At 74.9% G+C, this 15053-nt stretch carries 10 protein-coding genes; 5 read left to right on the top strand and 5 right to left on the bottom strand.

The genetic code is table 11. The annotated features are described in order from the left end of the window. Positions 1 to 12: 12 nt before the first annotated feature. The 4 genes from EJG53_RS03860 to EJG53_RS03845 all read right to left on the bottom strand — a co-directional run bounded on the left by EJG53_RS03860 (position 13) and on the right by EJG53_RS03845 (position 7925). Positions 13 to 1473 carry a 3-deoxy-7-phosphoheptulonate synthase gene (locus EJG53_RS03860; RefSeq protein ID WP_125043600.1) on the bottom strand — a complete coding sequence of 487 codons (1461 nt, stop codon included), beginning with the start codon at positions 1471 to 1473 and terminating at the stop codon, positions 13 to 15. Between the two features lie 2 nt (positions 1474 to 1475). Beyond that, a complete protein-coding gene (locus EJG53_RS03855; protein WP_218041904.1) occupies positions 1476 to 2561 on the bottom strand; it encodes a 3-deoxy-7-phosphoheptulonate synthase in 1086 nt (361 codons plus the stop codon). Positions 2562 to 2733: 172 nt separating this feature from the next. Then, positions 2734 to 4773 carry a multicopper oxidase family protein gene (locus EJG53_RS03850; protein ID WP_125043598.1) on the bottom strand — a complete coding sequence of 680 codons (2040 nt, stop codon included), beginning with the start codon at positions 4771 to 4773 and terminating at the stop codon, positions 2734 to 2736. Positions 4774 to 4976: 203 nt separating this feature from the next. Beyond that, the gene (locus tag EJG53_RS03845) at positions 4977 to 7925 is read right to left on the bottom strand and encodes an ATP-binding protein (protein WP_125043597.1); all 2949 of its coding nucleotides are present in this window, start codon (positions 7923 to 7925) and stop codon (positions 4977 to 4979) included. 146 nt (positions 7926 to 8071) lie between these two features. Between EJG53_RS03845 and EJG53_RS03840 the strand changes: the two genes are divergently transcribed. Continuing rightward, on the top strand, positions 8072 to 9187 hold the full coding sequence (locus tag EJG53_RS03840; RefSeq protein ID WP_125043596.1) for an alpha/beta hydrolase: 1116 nt from the start codon (positions 8072 to 8074) through the stop codon (positions 9185 to 9187). Between the two features lie 18 nt (positions 9188 to 9205). Here the strand turns inward: EJG53_RS03840 and EJG53_RS03835 are convergent, their stop codons facing one another. After that, the gene (locus EJG53_RS03835) at positions 9206 to 11488 is read right to left on the bottom strand and encodes a GMC oxidoreductase (protein WP_218041903.1); all 2283 of its coding nucleotides are present in this window, start codon (positions 11486 to 11488) and stop codon (positions 9206 to 9208) included. 336 nt (positions 11489 to 11824) lie between these two features. On the opposite strand from EJG53_RS03835, the gene EJG53_RS03830 reads away from it, so the two are divergent. The 4 genes from EJG53_RS03830 to qcrB all read left to right on the top strand — a co-directional run bounded on the left by EJG53_RS03830 (position 11825) and on the right by qcrB (position 15052). Further along, positions 11825 to 12241: a CBS domain-containing protein gene (locus EJG53_RS03830; RefSeq protein WP_125043595.1), complete on the top strand. Its 417-nt coding sequence runs from the start codon at positions 11825 to 11827 to the stop codon at positions 12239 to 12241. A 179-nt stretch (positions 12242 to 12420) separates the two neighbouring features. Beyond that, positions 12421 to 12903 (top strand): VOC family protein, encoded by a 483-nt coding sequence (locus EJG53_RS03825; protein WP_125043594.1) that lies wholly within the window; start codon positions 12421 to 12423, stop codon positions 12901 to 12903. Between the two features lie 107 nt (positions 12904 to 13010). Further along, positions 13011 to 13394, top strand: a complete 384-nt coding sequence (locus EJG53_RS03820; protein WP_125043593.1) for a DUF6479 family protein — start codon at positions 13011 to 13013, stop codon at positions 13392 to 13394. 11 nt (positions 13395 to 13405) lie between these two features. Then, complete coding sequence (qcrB, locus tag EJG53_RS03815) at positions 13406 to 15052, top strand: cytochrome bc1 complex cytochrome b subunit (protein WP_125043592.1); 1647 nt, start codon at positions 13406 to 13408, stop codon at positions 15050 to 15052. The last annotated feature ends 1 nt before the right edge of the window (position 15053 follow it).

Below are 15053 nucleotides of genomic sequence, written 5' to 3'. Positions count from 1 at the left end.
GGGCCGGTCCGGTCAGGGAACCGGCTGCCAGGCGGCAGCGGCGGCGTGCACCGTCCGCAGCACCTCGGCCGGCGTCCGGCCGTTCTCGTCGAGCAGCAGACCGCCGGGCCGGCTGCCCACCGAGTAGTGGGTGTCGAAGAACGTGTCGACCTCGGCCGCCGCCGTGTCTCCGCCGGGCCGGGGCGCGCAGACCCACGTCACCGGGGTGCCGGTGGAGGCCACGGCCTCGATCAGCGCGGGCAGTTCGGCCACGATCCGGTCCGGCGCGAGCCGGACCGCCAGCAGCAGCCGCCCGGGCACCCGGCCCGGATTGAGCGCCGCACACCGCGCGGCGACCGCACGGGGATGACAGCCCGGCCGGGGGCGCAGGCCGGCCACGGCGCCGGGCGGCGGCACCCGGTCGCCGTCGGCCGTCCACCGGACCTGCCCGGCGATGGCCGGCGGGCAGGCGTCCAGGAACGACATCAGTTGCGGGAAGTCGCTGAGCCAGGGATGGGAACGGGCAGCCGCGCGATACTCCTCGGCGACCCACCGCGCCTCGCGCGGCAGCACGCCCGGAGGCGGGTGCCCGCCGGTGACGACGGTGACGGGCACACCGGCCACGTAGTGGGCCAGCCCGGAGGCCGCCGTCGTCAGCGCTCCGGTCGCATGGCGCCCGAGGTGCAGCAGGAACGCCTCGCCGTCCGCCGTCGGGGCCAGCGCCGGATGCGGGTCCGGCACGGGGGCTCCGGCGCGCCCGATCTCCTCGGTGAGCGGCCGGGGGCGGCCCGCCAGCCGTTGGCGCGCGGGCGGTGACGGGACGACGACCGGGTGCGGCCGGACCGGCGCCGGACCGCTGCCCGGCGCCGGGACACCGGGCCCGGCATGCTCCGTCGCGGCGGGCACCAGCCGCGGGTTGAACAGTTCGCGGATGAACAGCCAGGGCCGGTCGCCGTCGAGGACCACGTACGCCTTGAACACGGCGGGCCGGACCCGGCCGTCCTGTTCCCACCCGGCCACGCCGACCTCCACCAGCCGCCGGGTGCGCATCGCGCCGGCGGCCCGCAGGCCGTAACCGATCGGCGTACGGCCGCTGGTCAGGCACGCGGCCAGGGCGGGGTCGTCGGGCACCAGCCCGACGACGGTGTTGAGCGAGACGGGCGTCAGCGCGGCGTCGGCCAGCGCGGAGCGGCGTACCAGGACCTGTTCGTCGCGGCCGAGGCTCAGGCAGCGGCGGGCCAGCGCGTCCTGCGCGGCGGCGGGCGCGGTGCCCTGGTGCAGGACGCGCAGCCGCAGGGGAGTGGCGAGCGCGGACTCCAGCAGGGTGGTGGTCAGCCCGTCGCTGGCGAGCAGCATCCGGGTCAGCGGGCTGCTGAAACGGGCGACGTCACCGAGGTCGAAGGGGCGCGGGGCCGGCCGGCCGGGGGACCGGCCGCCGGCGGCGCCGTCCGGCGGACGGCGGTCGGTACTGGGGTAGCGGAGCGGGGTGAACACGGTCAAGTCCTCTCCAGGAAGGGGGTGGTGCCGAGGACGGCGGAACCGGGGTCCGCCGCCCGGCGGGGGCGGGGGCAGGAGGCGCGGCGGGCGCGCGCCGCGCCGGCCAGTTCCCGCAGCAGTTGGGCGGTGCCGCTCCAGCCGAGGCACGCGTCGGTGACGCTCTGTCCGAAGACCAGCCGACGGCCGGCTCCGGCGTCCTGGCGGCCGGGTACGAGGAAGCTCTCCAGGAGCAGGCCGCGCACGGTGGTGTCACCGTCGGCGATCCGCATCGCGAGGTCGTCGGCGACCACCCGCTGCCGCTCGTGCTGCTTGCCGCTGTTGCCGTGGCTGGCGTCCACGACGACGCGGACCGGCAGCCCGGCACCGGCGAGCAGTTCCGCCGCCCGGCGGACGTGCGCCGCACCGTAGTTGGGACCGTCCGCGCCGCCGCGCAGGACGACGTGGCAGTCCGGGTTGCCGCTGGTGCGCAGCACCGCCACCGGCCCGGCGCCGGACGCGCCGAGGAAGGTGTGCGGTGCGGCCGCGGCCCGTACGGCGTCGACCGCGACCTGCACCGAGCCGTCCGTGCCGTTCTTGACGCCGACCGGCATCGGCAGGCCGCTGGCCAGGTCCCGGTGCACCTGGCTCGACGCCGTACGGGCCCCGACGGAGCCCCAGGCGACGACGTCGGACAGATACGCCGGGGTGGCCGGGTTGACCCATTCGCAGCCCACCGGCAGCCCGGTCTCGGCGATGTCGAGCATCAGGGACCGGGCCTCGGCCAGGCCGCGGCCGAGGTCGGCGCCGCCGTCCAGGCCGGGGTCGCCGACTAGGCCGGGCCAGCCGAGGCAGGTGCGCGGCTTCTCGACGTAGACCCGCATCACGACGAGCAGGTCGTCGGCCAGGGCGGCCGCCGCCTCCCGCAGCCGGGACGCGTAGTCGAGGGCGGCCGCCCGGTCGTGCACGGAGCACGGCCCGGCGATGACGAGCAGCCGGTCGTCCCGGCCGTCCAGGACCCGCACGGTGTCGTGCCGGGCCGTCATGACGGTGTGCGCCGCGTGGTAGGTGAGCGGCAGCCGTTCGCACAGTTGGGCGGGGCTCTCCACCGGCAGGACACGGGTCCGGCCGCCGGTGGGGCGGACCCGGCGTCCGTCGCGGTGCCGGATGGGCGCGGTGCCGGGGTGCCGGGGGTGCCTGGGGTGTCGGTCGAGGTGGTCATGGTGGTGCGCTCCTTCGGTGCGGCGCGGGCGGGGTCCTGTGGGATGGAAGGCGGGTACGTCATGACGCGTGACCTCCGTGGCCCCCTGAGCCCCCGTGCCCTCCTGAGCCTCCGTGGCCGCCTCCGTGCATGCCGGGGTGCATGTCCATCACCGGACCGGGCATCACCGTGAACGGCCGCATCATCGACTCGTCCTCGTGTTCGAGGATGTGGCAGTGGTACATGTAGCGCCCCGAGCCGCCGTCGAACTGCCCCAGTACGGACACCAGTTGACCGGACCCGGCGGGCGCCGGCCGGGTGTCGCCGACCCGTACGGTGTCCTTCCAGCCGAGGCCGGCGCCCGTGACGGGCAGGTCCCCGGTGAAGGTGACGGGGGTGACGGTGCCGTAGCCGCGTACCGTGCCGTCGCCGTTGACCAGCCGCTGGAAGCCGCGGCCGTCGTAGTTCTGCCGCCGGGTCTCCTGGAAGCGGATCAGGTGGATGTGGAAGGGGTGCACGGGACCGCCCAGGTTCAGCACGTTCCACTGCTCCCAGCCGCCTTCGCGCGCCATGATCGTGGTGGCGTCGTCGAACAGCTCGGCGACCCGGCGCAGCGTCAGCAGCGGCTGTCCCGGCCGCTGCACCTGCACGATGCCGTCATCGGGAATCTCCACCGACGAGGCGTCCTCGACGGTCTCCATCTCCCACATCATCGGCATCCCGGTCACGGCGGGCGGGGTCAGCACGATCCACCGGTGCCCGTGGTCGGGGGCCGTGGCGTGACTCAGCCGTACGTAGGACGGGCTGACGCGGCCCGGCAGGGTGAACGGGTCGTCCGCCGCCTCGTCCGCGACCCGGAACTGCAGCACCTCGGGCGAGGGCCCCGCGCCGGGCGGGTTGGTGGCGGTGTCGGTCCAGTGGACGCGCATCCCCCGCAGGACGGAGAAGTCGGCCAGGACGTCGGCGCGTTCGCCGGGTGCCAGGGTCAGGCCCTGTTCCGGCAGCGGCTCCGGCTCGGGCAGCAGCCCGCTGTCCGTACCGATCTGGTGGAAGGCGCGGGCGACCAGTTCCGGGTCGACCAGTGTGCCGTCCTCGTGGGACAGGCGCAGGGTGAAGAACCGCGCGTTGGAGCCGTTGACCATCCGGAAGCGGTACCAGCGCGCCTCCACGTCCAGGTGCGGCTGCACGACGCCGTTGACGACGTTGTACGGGCCGTAGAACGGCCGCGGCACGTCCTGGGCGTCCCGCAGGACCTTGTGCATCAGTACACCGGTCGGGCGGCCCTTCCAGTCGGTGTCCACGTTGCGGTCGCACAGGACGAGGGGGATCTCGCGGGCGCCGTCCGGCAGGCCGAGCGCCGTCTCCTCGTCGTCCCGTATCCAGTACATGCCGGCCAGGCCCGTCATCACGTTCAGCGCGGTGATGTTCATGGCGTGGTCGTGGTACCAGAGGGTGCAGGACGCCTGGTCGTTGACGTACTCGGAGAGCTGGGTCTCGCCCGGCGGCACCGCGTTGTCGGTCCAGCCGTCGTTGACGCCGCTGGTCCGCGCGCCGTGCAGATGCACCACGGTCCAGGGCGGCAGCGCGGCCACCTTGCGGTCGAAGGTGTCGGCCGCCGGGTCGTACCCGGGGCGCACGATGTTCGCCGGCACCCGCGTCTCCACCTTGATCAAGGGGTACGGGCCGCTCAGCCCGTTGGCCCAGGACACCCGCAGCCGGGTGCCGCGCCGCACCTCGACGGTCGGCCCGGGGACCTGCCCCTCGTAGGCCCACATCAGCGACGGGGGAAGTTGCGAGTGCAACGAAATACGGACGGGTCGGGTCGTGACGGTCAGCTCGGCGCGGCCGGTCTCCGGGTCCACCTCCGGCCGCAGGACCGGCGGAATCCGCAACGGGTCCAGGAACGGTTCCAGGGGCGGGACCTCGGGGACGGCCGGGGCCTGCGGGACCTCCGGGGTCTCCGGCACCGGAGCGGTCTCCGGGGCCACCGGGGCTTCCGGGACCGGCGGGGCCGTCAGGGCGGCGGCCGGGGGAGCCGGTTCGGTGAGGACGGCCGGCTCGGTGGCGGGGGCCGTCGGGGTGGGGGCCGCCGGGGCGGGGGTTTCGATCAGCTCGGGCATTTCCGGGCCTCGTTTCCGGACGGTGGGAAGGTTGACTCCCTCACCGTGCGCCCCGGGGCCCCCTCCCCACATCGGGGAAAACACGTGCCCGACTACTGAACCGGTACGGAGCCGGGAGGCCCACTACTGAGCCCCGGCAGTCCGCCCCTCGGGCCCGCCCCACCCCCGCCCCTCGGGCCCCCGCCCCTTCAGGCCCCGCCCCCTCAGCCCTCCGTCCCCCGCACCCCCGCCAGCTTCCCCGCCACCGCCGCCCGCGACGACACCCCGAGCTTCGCGAAGACGTGGGCCACGTGCGTCTCGACCGTCCGGGGACTCAGGAACAGCCGCTCCGCGATCCGCTGGTTGCTGAAGCCCTGCCGCACCAGCTCGGCCACCTCCGCCTCCCGCCGCGAGAGCCGCCCGTCGCTCTGCGCCGCCGCCCGGCCGGCCCGTACGCCCAGCCGCCGCTGCTCCCGTACGGTCCTGGCGTGCAGCCCGAGCGCTCCGCACGCGCCGAACACCTCCGCCGCCCGCGCCAGCTCCGTACGCGCGGCGGACTTCTCCCCGCAGCCCGCGTGCGCGGTACCGGCCCGCAGCCAGGCCCGCGCCGCGGACAGCCGCTCGCCCGTCCCCTCGAACAGCTCCGCCGCCCGCACCGCGCCACGGGCCGCCGCGGCCGGGTCGCCCTCCTGTTCCGCGTGGGCCCGCGCCAGCACCGCGTGCCCCGATCCCGCGCCGCCGCCCGGCACCGCCGCGGCCCGGTCCGCCCAGCCCGCCGCCGCGCCGGGCCGGCCGCGCTCGGCCTCCGCGTCGGCCATCGCCTCGCAGCACACCAGCAGACAGCTCCGCTCCAGCAGCGGCGTGACGAACTCGTCGCACGCGGCGAGCACCTGCGCCGCGCCCGCGTCCACCTCGCGCAGTCCCACCAGCGCCAGCCCGCGGCCGACGACGCCGAGCCGCGCCCACCACTCCCGGCGGCCGTCCGCGTGCCGGATCGCCTCGTCGGCGAGGGCCAGCGCGGCGGCGGCGTCGCCCGTCCAGCGGACCATCAGCGATTTGACGGCCAGCGCCAGGGCCACGCACTCGTCGGAACCGAGCAGCCGCGCGGCGTCCACCGCGTCCTCGGCCCGGTCGACGGCCTCCGCGAGGCGTCCGGTCCGGCCGTACGTGAACGCCTGCGCGGTCAGGATCCACGGCGAGAGGTAGCTCTGCCCGGTGGCGTTGGCGATGGCGAGACTCCGTTCGACCGTACGGGCGGCCTGCGGCAGCCGGCCCATCATCGCCTCGACCCAGCACAGGAAGGCCAGCGACTCCAGCCAGGGGGCCAGCTCGGCGTCGGTGGCGTCCTCGGTCAGCCGCTCGGCCTTGGCGGCGAGGGCGTGCGCGGCGTCCAGGTCGCCCGCGCCGTAGGCGCAGCCGAGCCGGAGCGTCACCAGCGGCATCCAGTCGTCGGGCGGGTCACCGGCCGTCCCGGCGCCGCCGCCGGGCCCGGACAGTACGGCGGTCAGCCGGTCCAGTTGCTCGGCGGCGCCGGTGAAGTCGGCGCGGATGAGACTGTCGCCGATCAACTGGAGGTGCAGGGGGACGGCGTCCACCGCGTGCTCCGGCGGCACCCGGCCCAGCTCGGCGCGGAGCAGGGCGCGGCCCTCCGCCTGCCGGTTGAGCAGCCGTTCCAGAATGGCGCAGAACCGGGCGGCGCGGGCCCGCTGCGCCCAGGCGTCCGGCGGCAGCAGCCGCAGGACCTCCAGCGCGGTGTCCCGGCCCTGCACGAGCCGCCCGCCGACGCCTTGGAGCCGGGCCAGTTCGACGAGCAGGGAGAGCCGGTCGGGCGCGGGTCCGGCCGCCGTGCTGCCGGGTTTCTCGGGGAGCAGGTCCAGGGCGGTCCGCAGCCACTGGGCGGCGGTCGCGGGGGACTGGTACGCGGTCGCGCGGGCCGCCTCGACGAGCACGCCGACGGACAGCAGGTCGCCGAAGCGCGCCGAGCGGGCGATGTGGCGGGCGCGGGTGACGGTGGGCGCGTCGCGCTCGTCCAGGGCGGCGGCGACGCGCGCGTGCGCGGCGACCCGCCAGCCCGCGCCGGAGGAGGCGTACGCGAGGTGCCGGACGACGGGGTGGCGGAAGCGGAACCGCCCGGGGGCGGGCGCGCAGCGGACCACGTCCCGTACGGCCAGCTCGTCGAGGGCCGCCAGGGCCTCCGCCTCGGTCGTCTGCGCGGCGACGGCCACCATGCCCGGTTCGAACTCGTCGCCGAGCGTGGCGGCGGCCTGGGCGGCCAGCCGCGCGTCGTCGGGGAGCGCGGCCAGTTCGGCGGCCAGCGCTTCGCGTACGGCGCTCGGCAGCAGGCCGTCGTCGTCCGGGGCGGCCCCGCCCGTAGGGGTGGCGGTGGCCGGCGCGGAGCGGGCCAGCGCTTCCAGGTACAGCGGATTGCCGCCGCTGGCCTCGTACAGCGCGCGGCGGCGCCGGGCCCCCACGGAAGGGCCGAGGAATTCACCGGCCTCCCGGAGGGTGAGCGGCGCGACCTCGATCCGGGTACGCAGGCCCGGCGCGGCGTCGGCGAGGGCGGCGGTGAGCCGGGGCCCCGCTTGGCGGGTGCGGTAGGTGACGGCGAGCAGGAGGGGGCCGCGCGGCGGGTGCCGGGCCAGGTGGGAGAGGAGTTCCACCGAGCCCTCGTCGGCCCAGTGCACGTCGTCCAGCAGCACCGCGAGGCCACCGGGCGCCGCGAGGGCCTCCAGCAGGAGGCGTACGGCGCGGTGCACGCGGTAGCGGTTGAGGCCGGTGCTCGGGGCCGCGGCGGGATCCGGGCCCGGCCGGTTCGCCGACAGGGCGGGGAAGACGTCGGCGAGCAGCCGCGCGCTCTCCGGGTCCAGGGCCGCGTGTACCTGTTCGGCCCTGGACTCCACCTCGTCGTCCAGGGCGTCCACGGCCAGCGAGAGGGGAACGTCGTTCTCGTACTCCGTGCCCCGGCCGCGCAGCACGGTCAGCCCTTGCCGGAGCGCGGCGCCGGCGGCCTCGCCGAGCAGCCTGGTCTTGCCCGCCCCCGGGTCACCGGTCAGCTCGACCAGCCGGAACTCGCCCGAGGCGGCCCGCTCCGCCTCCGTGCCGAGGAGCCGTACGACCTCAGTGCGGCCGACGAGCGCGCGGTTTCCGTGGAGCGGTACGGAACAGTCGGACATCGGGCGGGCCGGTTTCGTTCGGGTGGGTGGACGGGTGCACGGCAGAGGTCGCCCCAATGGAATATTTTGGTCTATAGGGACTGTCCCGGCAATTCGTCACAGGATGTCGGGGGCGAACCACGGGGGCCGAGGAGGGCCAGTGCCGTATGCAGCGCCGCCGTATCCCCCTGTTCACCGGTGAAGGCGTCCGGGACGCCGAGGTCACCGTCCACCCGTTCGCCGCGGGCGACGGGCTGGGTCTGACCCTGACCCGCTACCGCCGCCCGTCCGCCGCCGGTACCGCCCCGGCCGACGCGGTCCTGCTCGTGCACGGCCTGACCACGTCGAGCGACATGTTCGTCATGCCCGAGCACGAGGACCTCACCAGCTACCTGCTCGACCACGGCTACCCGGACGTCTGGGCCCTCGACCACCGGATGAGCAACCGCTTCCCGTACGACCTCGCCGCGCACCGCTTCACCCTCGACGACGTCGCCCTGCACGACTTCCCCACCGCCTTCGCCGAGATCCGGGCGCACATCGGCCCGGCGGCCCGGCTGCACGTGATCGCGCACTGCCTGGGCGGCGTCACCTTCGCCATGAGCCTGGCCGCCGGCCTCGTCACCGGCGTGACCAGCGCGGTCGTCAACAGCTCCGCCCTCGTCCTGCGGCCGCCCCGGTGGTCCCGCTGCAAGCTCCGTGTCGTCCCCGGCCTGACCGAGTACGTGCTCGGACTGCCCTACCTCAATCCCGCCTGGCCGCAGGACGCCCCGTTCACCCGGGGCCGGATGATCGCCCGCCTGGTGTCGCTCTTCCACCCCGAATGCCGGGAGCCCGCCTGCCACATGGTGAGCGCGATGTGGGGCTCCGGGCGGCCCGCGCTGTACGACCACGCCCTGATGTCACCGGTCACCCACGAGCGCGTCGCGGACCTGTTCGGCGCCACGGGGGTGCACTACTACCGGCACATCCGGGCGATCGTCCGGGCCGGCCGGGCCGTCAAGTACCGGCCCGGCGACCCGGCGTACCGCGACCTGCCCGACGACTACCTGGAGGCGGCGGCCGGCCTGACCACCCCGCTCCTGCTGACCACCGGCGAACACAACCACGTCATGGCCGACTCCAACCCCGCCTGCCAGCGCGAACTCGCCGCCCGCGCCCCCGGTCTGTCCCGGCTGCACGTCTTCCCGGGCTACGGACACCAGGACGTGTTCATGGGCAAGGACAGCGCACGCGACATCTTCCCCCACCTGACCGCCTTCCTGGACGCGCACGCGCGCTGAACGCCACCGGGGCGCACATCACCGCCCCGGCCCGTACACCCCCCACAGCTCCCCGGCGAAGAACTCCCCGAACCGGGCGAGCGCGGCGAGCGGAGCGGGGCCCGTCGCGCGCATGGAGGCCAACTGCCGGACGAAGTCCAGCCGGCCCACGCGCACCACGCCGGAACAGAGCGGCGCCGCACCGGGCTCCTCGCCCGGTGTGTGCCGGCCGGGGTGGACCTCGACGGCCAGGGTGGTCGTGTCCGCCCACAGGTCGGGCCCGGGGCCGTCGCCCATCTCCTTGCGGCCGGTGAGGGTCAGCGGGCGGCCCTGCGGCCCGTCCAGGCGGAGGTGGTAGAGCATCCGCCGGCGCCCCGGCAGCCCGCCCGGCACGAACAGGTTGAACCAGCCCTCCCGTACGGACAGCCGGCCGCCCAGCGGATCGCAGTCCACCGTCCCGCGCACGGCGGCCCGGTGGTCCGGCGAGTCGATGAAGGCGTCCACGTCGTCGACGGTGACGGTCAGGCGCAGCACCAGCCCCGGCCCGTCGGCCAGCGCCCCGCGCATCACCTCGGCGAACGTCAGGGCCGTGGCCGGTGCCGACACCGGGCGGCGCGCCCGCCGGGGCGTCCGGTCCTCTAGGAGCCGGGTGCTCATCCGGTCCGCCAGCGCCGCGATGGTCAGCGACGGGTTCACCCCGACCGGCCCCGGCAGCGCCGCGGCGTCCGCCACGTACAGGCGCGGATGCCCGAACACCTCGCCGTACGGATCGCAGACGGCCTCCTCCGGGCGGTCGCCGATGGGCGCGCCGCCCACCGGGTGGACGGTGACGACCCGCCGCCACCACCAGACGGGGTTGTCCAGGAACCCCGTCCCCATCGCGTCGGCGAGCCGCCGCATCGTGGTGCGGACGCCCTCGTAGTACGCCCGGCTCGTGGCGGTCGTCCACCGGACGTCCAGCCGGCCGTTCCGCAGCCCCATCACCCCGTCGGGCACGTCCCGGCCCACGCCCAGCAGCGGCAGCACCCCGGGGAAGCCGCCGCCGGGGCCGAGCAGGGCGGCGATCTCGCCGGAGAGGTTGCTGTCCGCCGTACCGAGGACGTGGTCCCGCGCCAGGCCGGCGGCGAACGCGGCCAGCCGCCCGGCGCCTCCGACCAGCCGCACGCCTTCCGCGAGCCAGTTCAGGAAGCCCGGGTAGCCGCCGTCCTGGACGATGTGCCCGCGCCCCGGAGCGCCGTCCGCCTCGCCCACCACGCCGGTGATCACCGGTCCCCGGTCCGGGGGCGGCACCGGCGTGCCCCGCCTGCCGTACAGGAAGGTCAGCAGGTCGCCGTTGCCGCAGAACCGGGTGCCCAGCGCCGGGCCCAGACCGGGCAGCCGCGCCCGGTTGGCCAGCAGGAGGTGGACCGTGCCGTACGTGCCCGCCGCCAGGACGAGGCGGTCGCAGTCGATGAGCCGCCGCGGCAGGTCGGCGGTGCGGACCGGCGGTCCGGTGCCGTCCGTGTCGTGCACGACGTATCCCACGCGGTAGCCGCCGTCCTCCAGCGGCTCCACCGTGACGGCCTGATGCCCGGTCCGCAGATCGGCGCCGTGGTGCCGCGCGGCGGACAGATACGTGTGGTCCAGGGTGTTCTTCGCGCCGTTGTTGCAGCCCAGGTCGCACTCGCCGGTGAGCCGGCAGGTGCCGCGCGGCACGCCGTGGAGGTTGCCGTACGGCTCGTCCGTGAGCGGCAGGCCGGGGCCGGGCGGCGCGCCGGGGTGCGGGGCGAAGCTGACCGCGAGCGGTGCCGGAGACCACGGCAGCCCCGCCCGTCCGGCCGCCTCCCGCAGGGCCCGGGTCTTCGGCGTACGGGCGTACGGCTCGGTGTCCACCGGGTACGGGACCGGGCGCAGCACCGACTCGACCGCGTCGTAGTGCGGGTCGAGGTCCGCGCGCGTCAGCGGCCAGCACTCGTGGCCGCCGCCGGGCAGTTCCTCCCGCCGCACGAACCAGTGCGGCTCCTTGCGGAGCAGCACATTGGCGTAGATCAGCGAACCGCCGCCCAGCCCGCTGGACACGAGGGAGTCGCAGCCCCCGAACCGCCAGACGTCGAACAGGCCGTACAGCCCCTCGCTCGGGTCCCACAGGGCCCGCCCCAGCTCCGCCGGGGTCCTGGGGAAACTCCCCGGCGGATACGCCCGGCCGCGCTCCAGGACGACGACCGACCGGCCCGCCTCCGCCAGCCGGTACGCCGCCACCGCACCGCCGAAGCCTGACCCGACGACGAGCGCGCCGACCCGCTCGGGACGCCCCGAACCGCTCCCCGGCGACGCCTCGGCCACGATCGGTCCCTCCGGTCCGGCGGCGGCCGCGCGGACCGCGGCGGCCTGACCTCCCAGTAGAGCAACGCTCCGCCGCCCGCACATCCGGAACCCGGCGCGGCCGGACGGTGCGCTCCGCGGAGCGACGGCCACCCCCTCAGGGACCGGGCAGCACCGAGCCCGGTCCAACCCCTGCATCGGAACCGCATCCGGCCCAATCCCGCGCCCGCGACGTTAGCGATCCGCTCAGCGGGGAACGCGTGTGCCGGCGGCCGGAACCGGGCGTTCACCCCGCCCTACGAGCGGCTTCCCGGCCGCCGGCACGCGTTGGCACATCTCACGAAGAAAGGCGGAACCATGCCTGCTGCACGCGACATCATGACTCCCGGAGCCGAGTGCGTCGGCGCCGAGGAAAGCGTCCTCGACGCGGCCCGCAAGCTCACCCGCCTCGGCGTCGGAGCGGTCCCGATCTGCGGTACGGACGACCGGCTCAAGGGCGTTCTGACGGACCGGGACATCGTGGTCAAGGTCCTGGGCCAGGGCAAGGACCCCGCGCAGACCAAGGCCGGCGAACTGGCCCAGGGCGAGGCCGTGACGATCGGCGCCGACGACGGCGCGGAGGAGATCCTCGCGACCATGTCCCGGCACCAGGTCCGGCGCCTGCCGGTGATCGACGGCCACCGCCTGGTCGGCATGGTCGCGCTGGCCGACGTCGCCCGCGCCCTGCCCGACTCCAAGGTGGGCGACCTCCTCGAAGTCCTCTCCACCGACTGAGCGCACCGCGCACGCACGCGGGGACGGGGTGCGGTCACGCCGGACCGTAGGCACGATGGTGTACGCGGCGTGGGCGCACTTCCGTCAATCACCGTGCACTCCGGTTCGAACACCGGTTTGGTTATGGCGTGGCTCCCGCCGTACGGGTATACACGAGCCCACACGACGGGAGGCACACCATGGCGATCGACGGTTTCACGACCTGTCTGTGGTTCGACGGCCAGGCCGAGGAAGCGGCCCACCACTACCTGTCCATCTTCAAGAACTCCCGGCTCGGCGGCGTCGTCCGCTACAACGAGGCGGGCCCCGGCACGCCCGGCGAGGTGATGGCGGTCGAGTTCGTCCTCAACGGCCAGAAGTTCATGGGCCTCAACGGCGGCCCGCAGTTCACGTTCAGCGAAGCCGTGTCGTTCCAGGTCCGCTGCGAGGACCAGGAGGAGGTGGACTACTACTGGGACCGGCTCACGGACGACGGTGAAGAAGGCCAGTGCGGCTGGCTGAAGGACAAGTACGGCGTCTCCTGGCAGGTCTTCCCCACGGAACTCCTCCGCCTGGTCACCGACTCCGACCCGCAGAAGGCGAAGCGGGCCACCGACGCGATGCTCGGCATGCACAAGATCGACCTCGCCGCGATCCGCGCGGCGCACGCCGGAGAGCGGTAGGGCGCGGACGGCGGGCAGGGGCAGCGCGCCCGTGCCCGCCGGCGCGCACCCACTCGTTTGGGGGCGCCTTTGATGGCAAACCGGGGCCGGCGGGGTAAGCAGCCCCCATGTCTCCCGATGCTCCCCTGACGGCCGCACCCCTGCCGGTCGAAGCGCCGACGGCCGCCTCCCACCTGGCCATCGGCATCGGCCCCCTCATCGCGGGCATCGTCGTCGTCCTCCTGCTCATCGGCGCCGTGGTGTACGGCTACCGGCGCCGCGCGCGCAACAAGGACCGCCCGCCGCGCGCCCACGCACGGCCCCGGCACGCGCGGACGGCGGCCCGGAACGGCACGTCGGCACGGGAGACCGACGGGGTGTCCCGGGAGAGCCACGACGCGGCACCGGCTGCCGGGGTCAAGGACATGGGCGAGTACGGGACGCGCCCCGGCGACTCCGACGAACCGCCGCCGTGGGACGAGGGGAAGAGCGGCTCGTTCGGCAACGGCTGAGGCCGCGCCCCATGGTCTTCCCCCGGCGGAAGCCACCCGCACCGCTCCGCAACCGCATCGCCGAACCGGCACGCACCGCCTTCGAGGCGCTCGACCGCCGCCTGCCGCTGGCCGAAGGCGCCAAGGCGCTGCTGCGCAAGGCGTTCCCCGACCACTGGTCCTTCCTGCTCGGCGAACTCGCGCTCTACGGCTTCCTCGTCCTCGTCCTCACCGGTACGTACCTGACCCTGTTCTTCGACCCGGTGACCGCGCAGACCGTCTACCACGGCCGGCACACCCCGCTGTCCGGCCTGCCCATGTCGCAGGCGTACTCCTCCACGCTGCGCATCAGCTTCGACGTACGGGGCGGACTGCTGATCCGGCAGATCCACCACTGGGCCGCGCTGGTCTTCGTCGCCGCCATCGGCGTCCACCTGCTCCGCGTCTTCTTCACCGGCGCCTTCCGCAGGCCCAGGGAAGTCAACTGGATCATCGGCGTGACGCTGTTCATGCTGGCGATGCTGGAGGGCTTCGCCGGCTACTCGCTGCCCGACGACTCGCTGTCCGGCACCGGCCTGCGCACCGCGCACACCATCGTGCTGTCGATCCCGCTCGTCGGCACGTATCTGAGCTTCTTCCTGTGGGGCGGCCCGTTCCCGGGCACGGACCTCGTCAACCGGCTGTACGGGCTGCACATCCTGCTCGTCCCGGGCATTCTGATCGCGCTGATCACGGCACACCTGATCCTGGTCGTCCACCTCAAGCACACCCAGTGGAGCGAGCGCGGCCGGACCAACCGCAACGTCGTCGGCCGCCCGATGTACCCGCACTTCACCGCGAAGTCCGCGGGCCTGTTCTTCATGACGGCGGGCGTGCTGACGCTCCTCGGGGCACTGGCCCAGATCAACCCCGTATGGGAGTACGGGCCGTACCGCGCGGACCAGGTCGCCACCGACGCGCAGCCCGACTGGTACGTCGGCTTCCTGGAGGGCGCGCTGCGGCTCATGCCGCCCTGGGAGAGCGACATCGGAGGCCACACGGTCCTGTGGAACGTCCTGGTCCCGGCAGTGATCCTGCCCGGCCTGCTCTTCCTCGTCCTGTACCTCTACCCGTTCTGCGAAGCCTGGCTCACCCGGGACGGCCGGGAACACCACCTGTGCGACCGGCCGCGGAATCGGCCCACCCGCACGGGCCTCGGCGTCGCCGGCCTCGCCTGCTACGCCGTGCTCCTCGCCGCCGGCGGCAACGACGTGACCGCCTTCGGCTTCCGCGTCTCGGTGAACGCCCTGACCTGGTTCTTCCGTATCGCCCTCGTGGTCGCCCCGGTCCTCGCCTTCTGGCTCACCCGGCGGATCTGCCTCGCCCTGCAGAGCGAGGACCGTGACGCGCTGACGGAAGGGGAGGAGACGGGCGAGGTGACGCAGGACGTGTGCGGCGGGCTCGGCGAGGGGCGCCGCCGCCTGTCCGCCGACCGCCGGTACCGGCTGCTCGTACGCGACCTCCCCGCACCGCTCCCGCCGCCCGAGGACACGGCCCGTCCCGCGCGCCGGGAACGGATTCGGCTGGCGCTGAGCAACTGGTACCACCGCGACCGGGTCGAACTGCCGGTCACCCCCGAACAGCGGGCCCGCATCGCCGAGCGGACGGCCCCGCCGGGGCGCAGCTCGGACGGTGACTGAC

The sequence above is a fragment of the Streptomyces chrestomyceticus JCM 4735 genome (genome assembly GCF_003865135.1).
Classification (GTDB): Bacteria; Actinomycetota; Actinomycetes; order Streptomycetales; family Streptomycetaceae; genus Streptomyces; species Streptomyces chrestomyceticus.
This window is presented reverse-complemented; position numbering and strand designations above follow the sequence as displayed.

Coding starts and splice junctions, on each gene's coding strand:
- EJG53_RS03850 (WP_125043598.1), bottom strand. CDS start 4,773: ATGCCCGAGCTGATCGAAACCCCCGCCCCGGCGGCCCCCACCCCGACG.
- EJG53_RS03845 (WP_125043597.1), bottom strand. CDS start 7,925: ATGTCCGACTGTTCCGTACCGCTCCACGGAAACCGCGCGCTCGTCGGC.
- EJG53_RS03840 (WP_125043596.1), top strand. CDS start 8,072: ATGCAGCGCCGCCGTATCCCCCTGTTCACCGGTGAAGGCGTCCGGGAC.
- EJG53_RS03830 (WP_125043595.1), top strand. CDS start 11,825: ATGCCTGCTGCACGCGACATCATGACTCCCGGAGCCGAGTGCGTCGGC.
- EJG53_RS03825 (WP_125043594.1), top strand. CDS start 12,421: ATGGCGATCGACGGTTTCACGACCTGTCTGTGGTTCGACGGCCAGGCC.
- EJG53_RS03820 (WP_125043593.1), top strand. CDS start 13,011: ATGTCTCCCGATGCTCCCCTGACGGCCGCACCCCTGCCGGTCGAAGCG.
- qcrB (WP_125043592.1), top strand. CDS start 13,406: ATGGTCTTCCCCCGGCGGAAGCCACCCGCACCGCTCCGCAACCGCATC.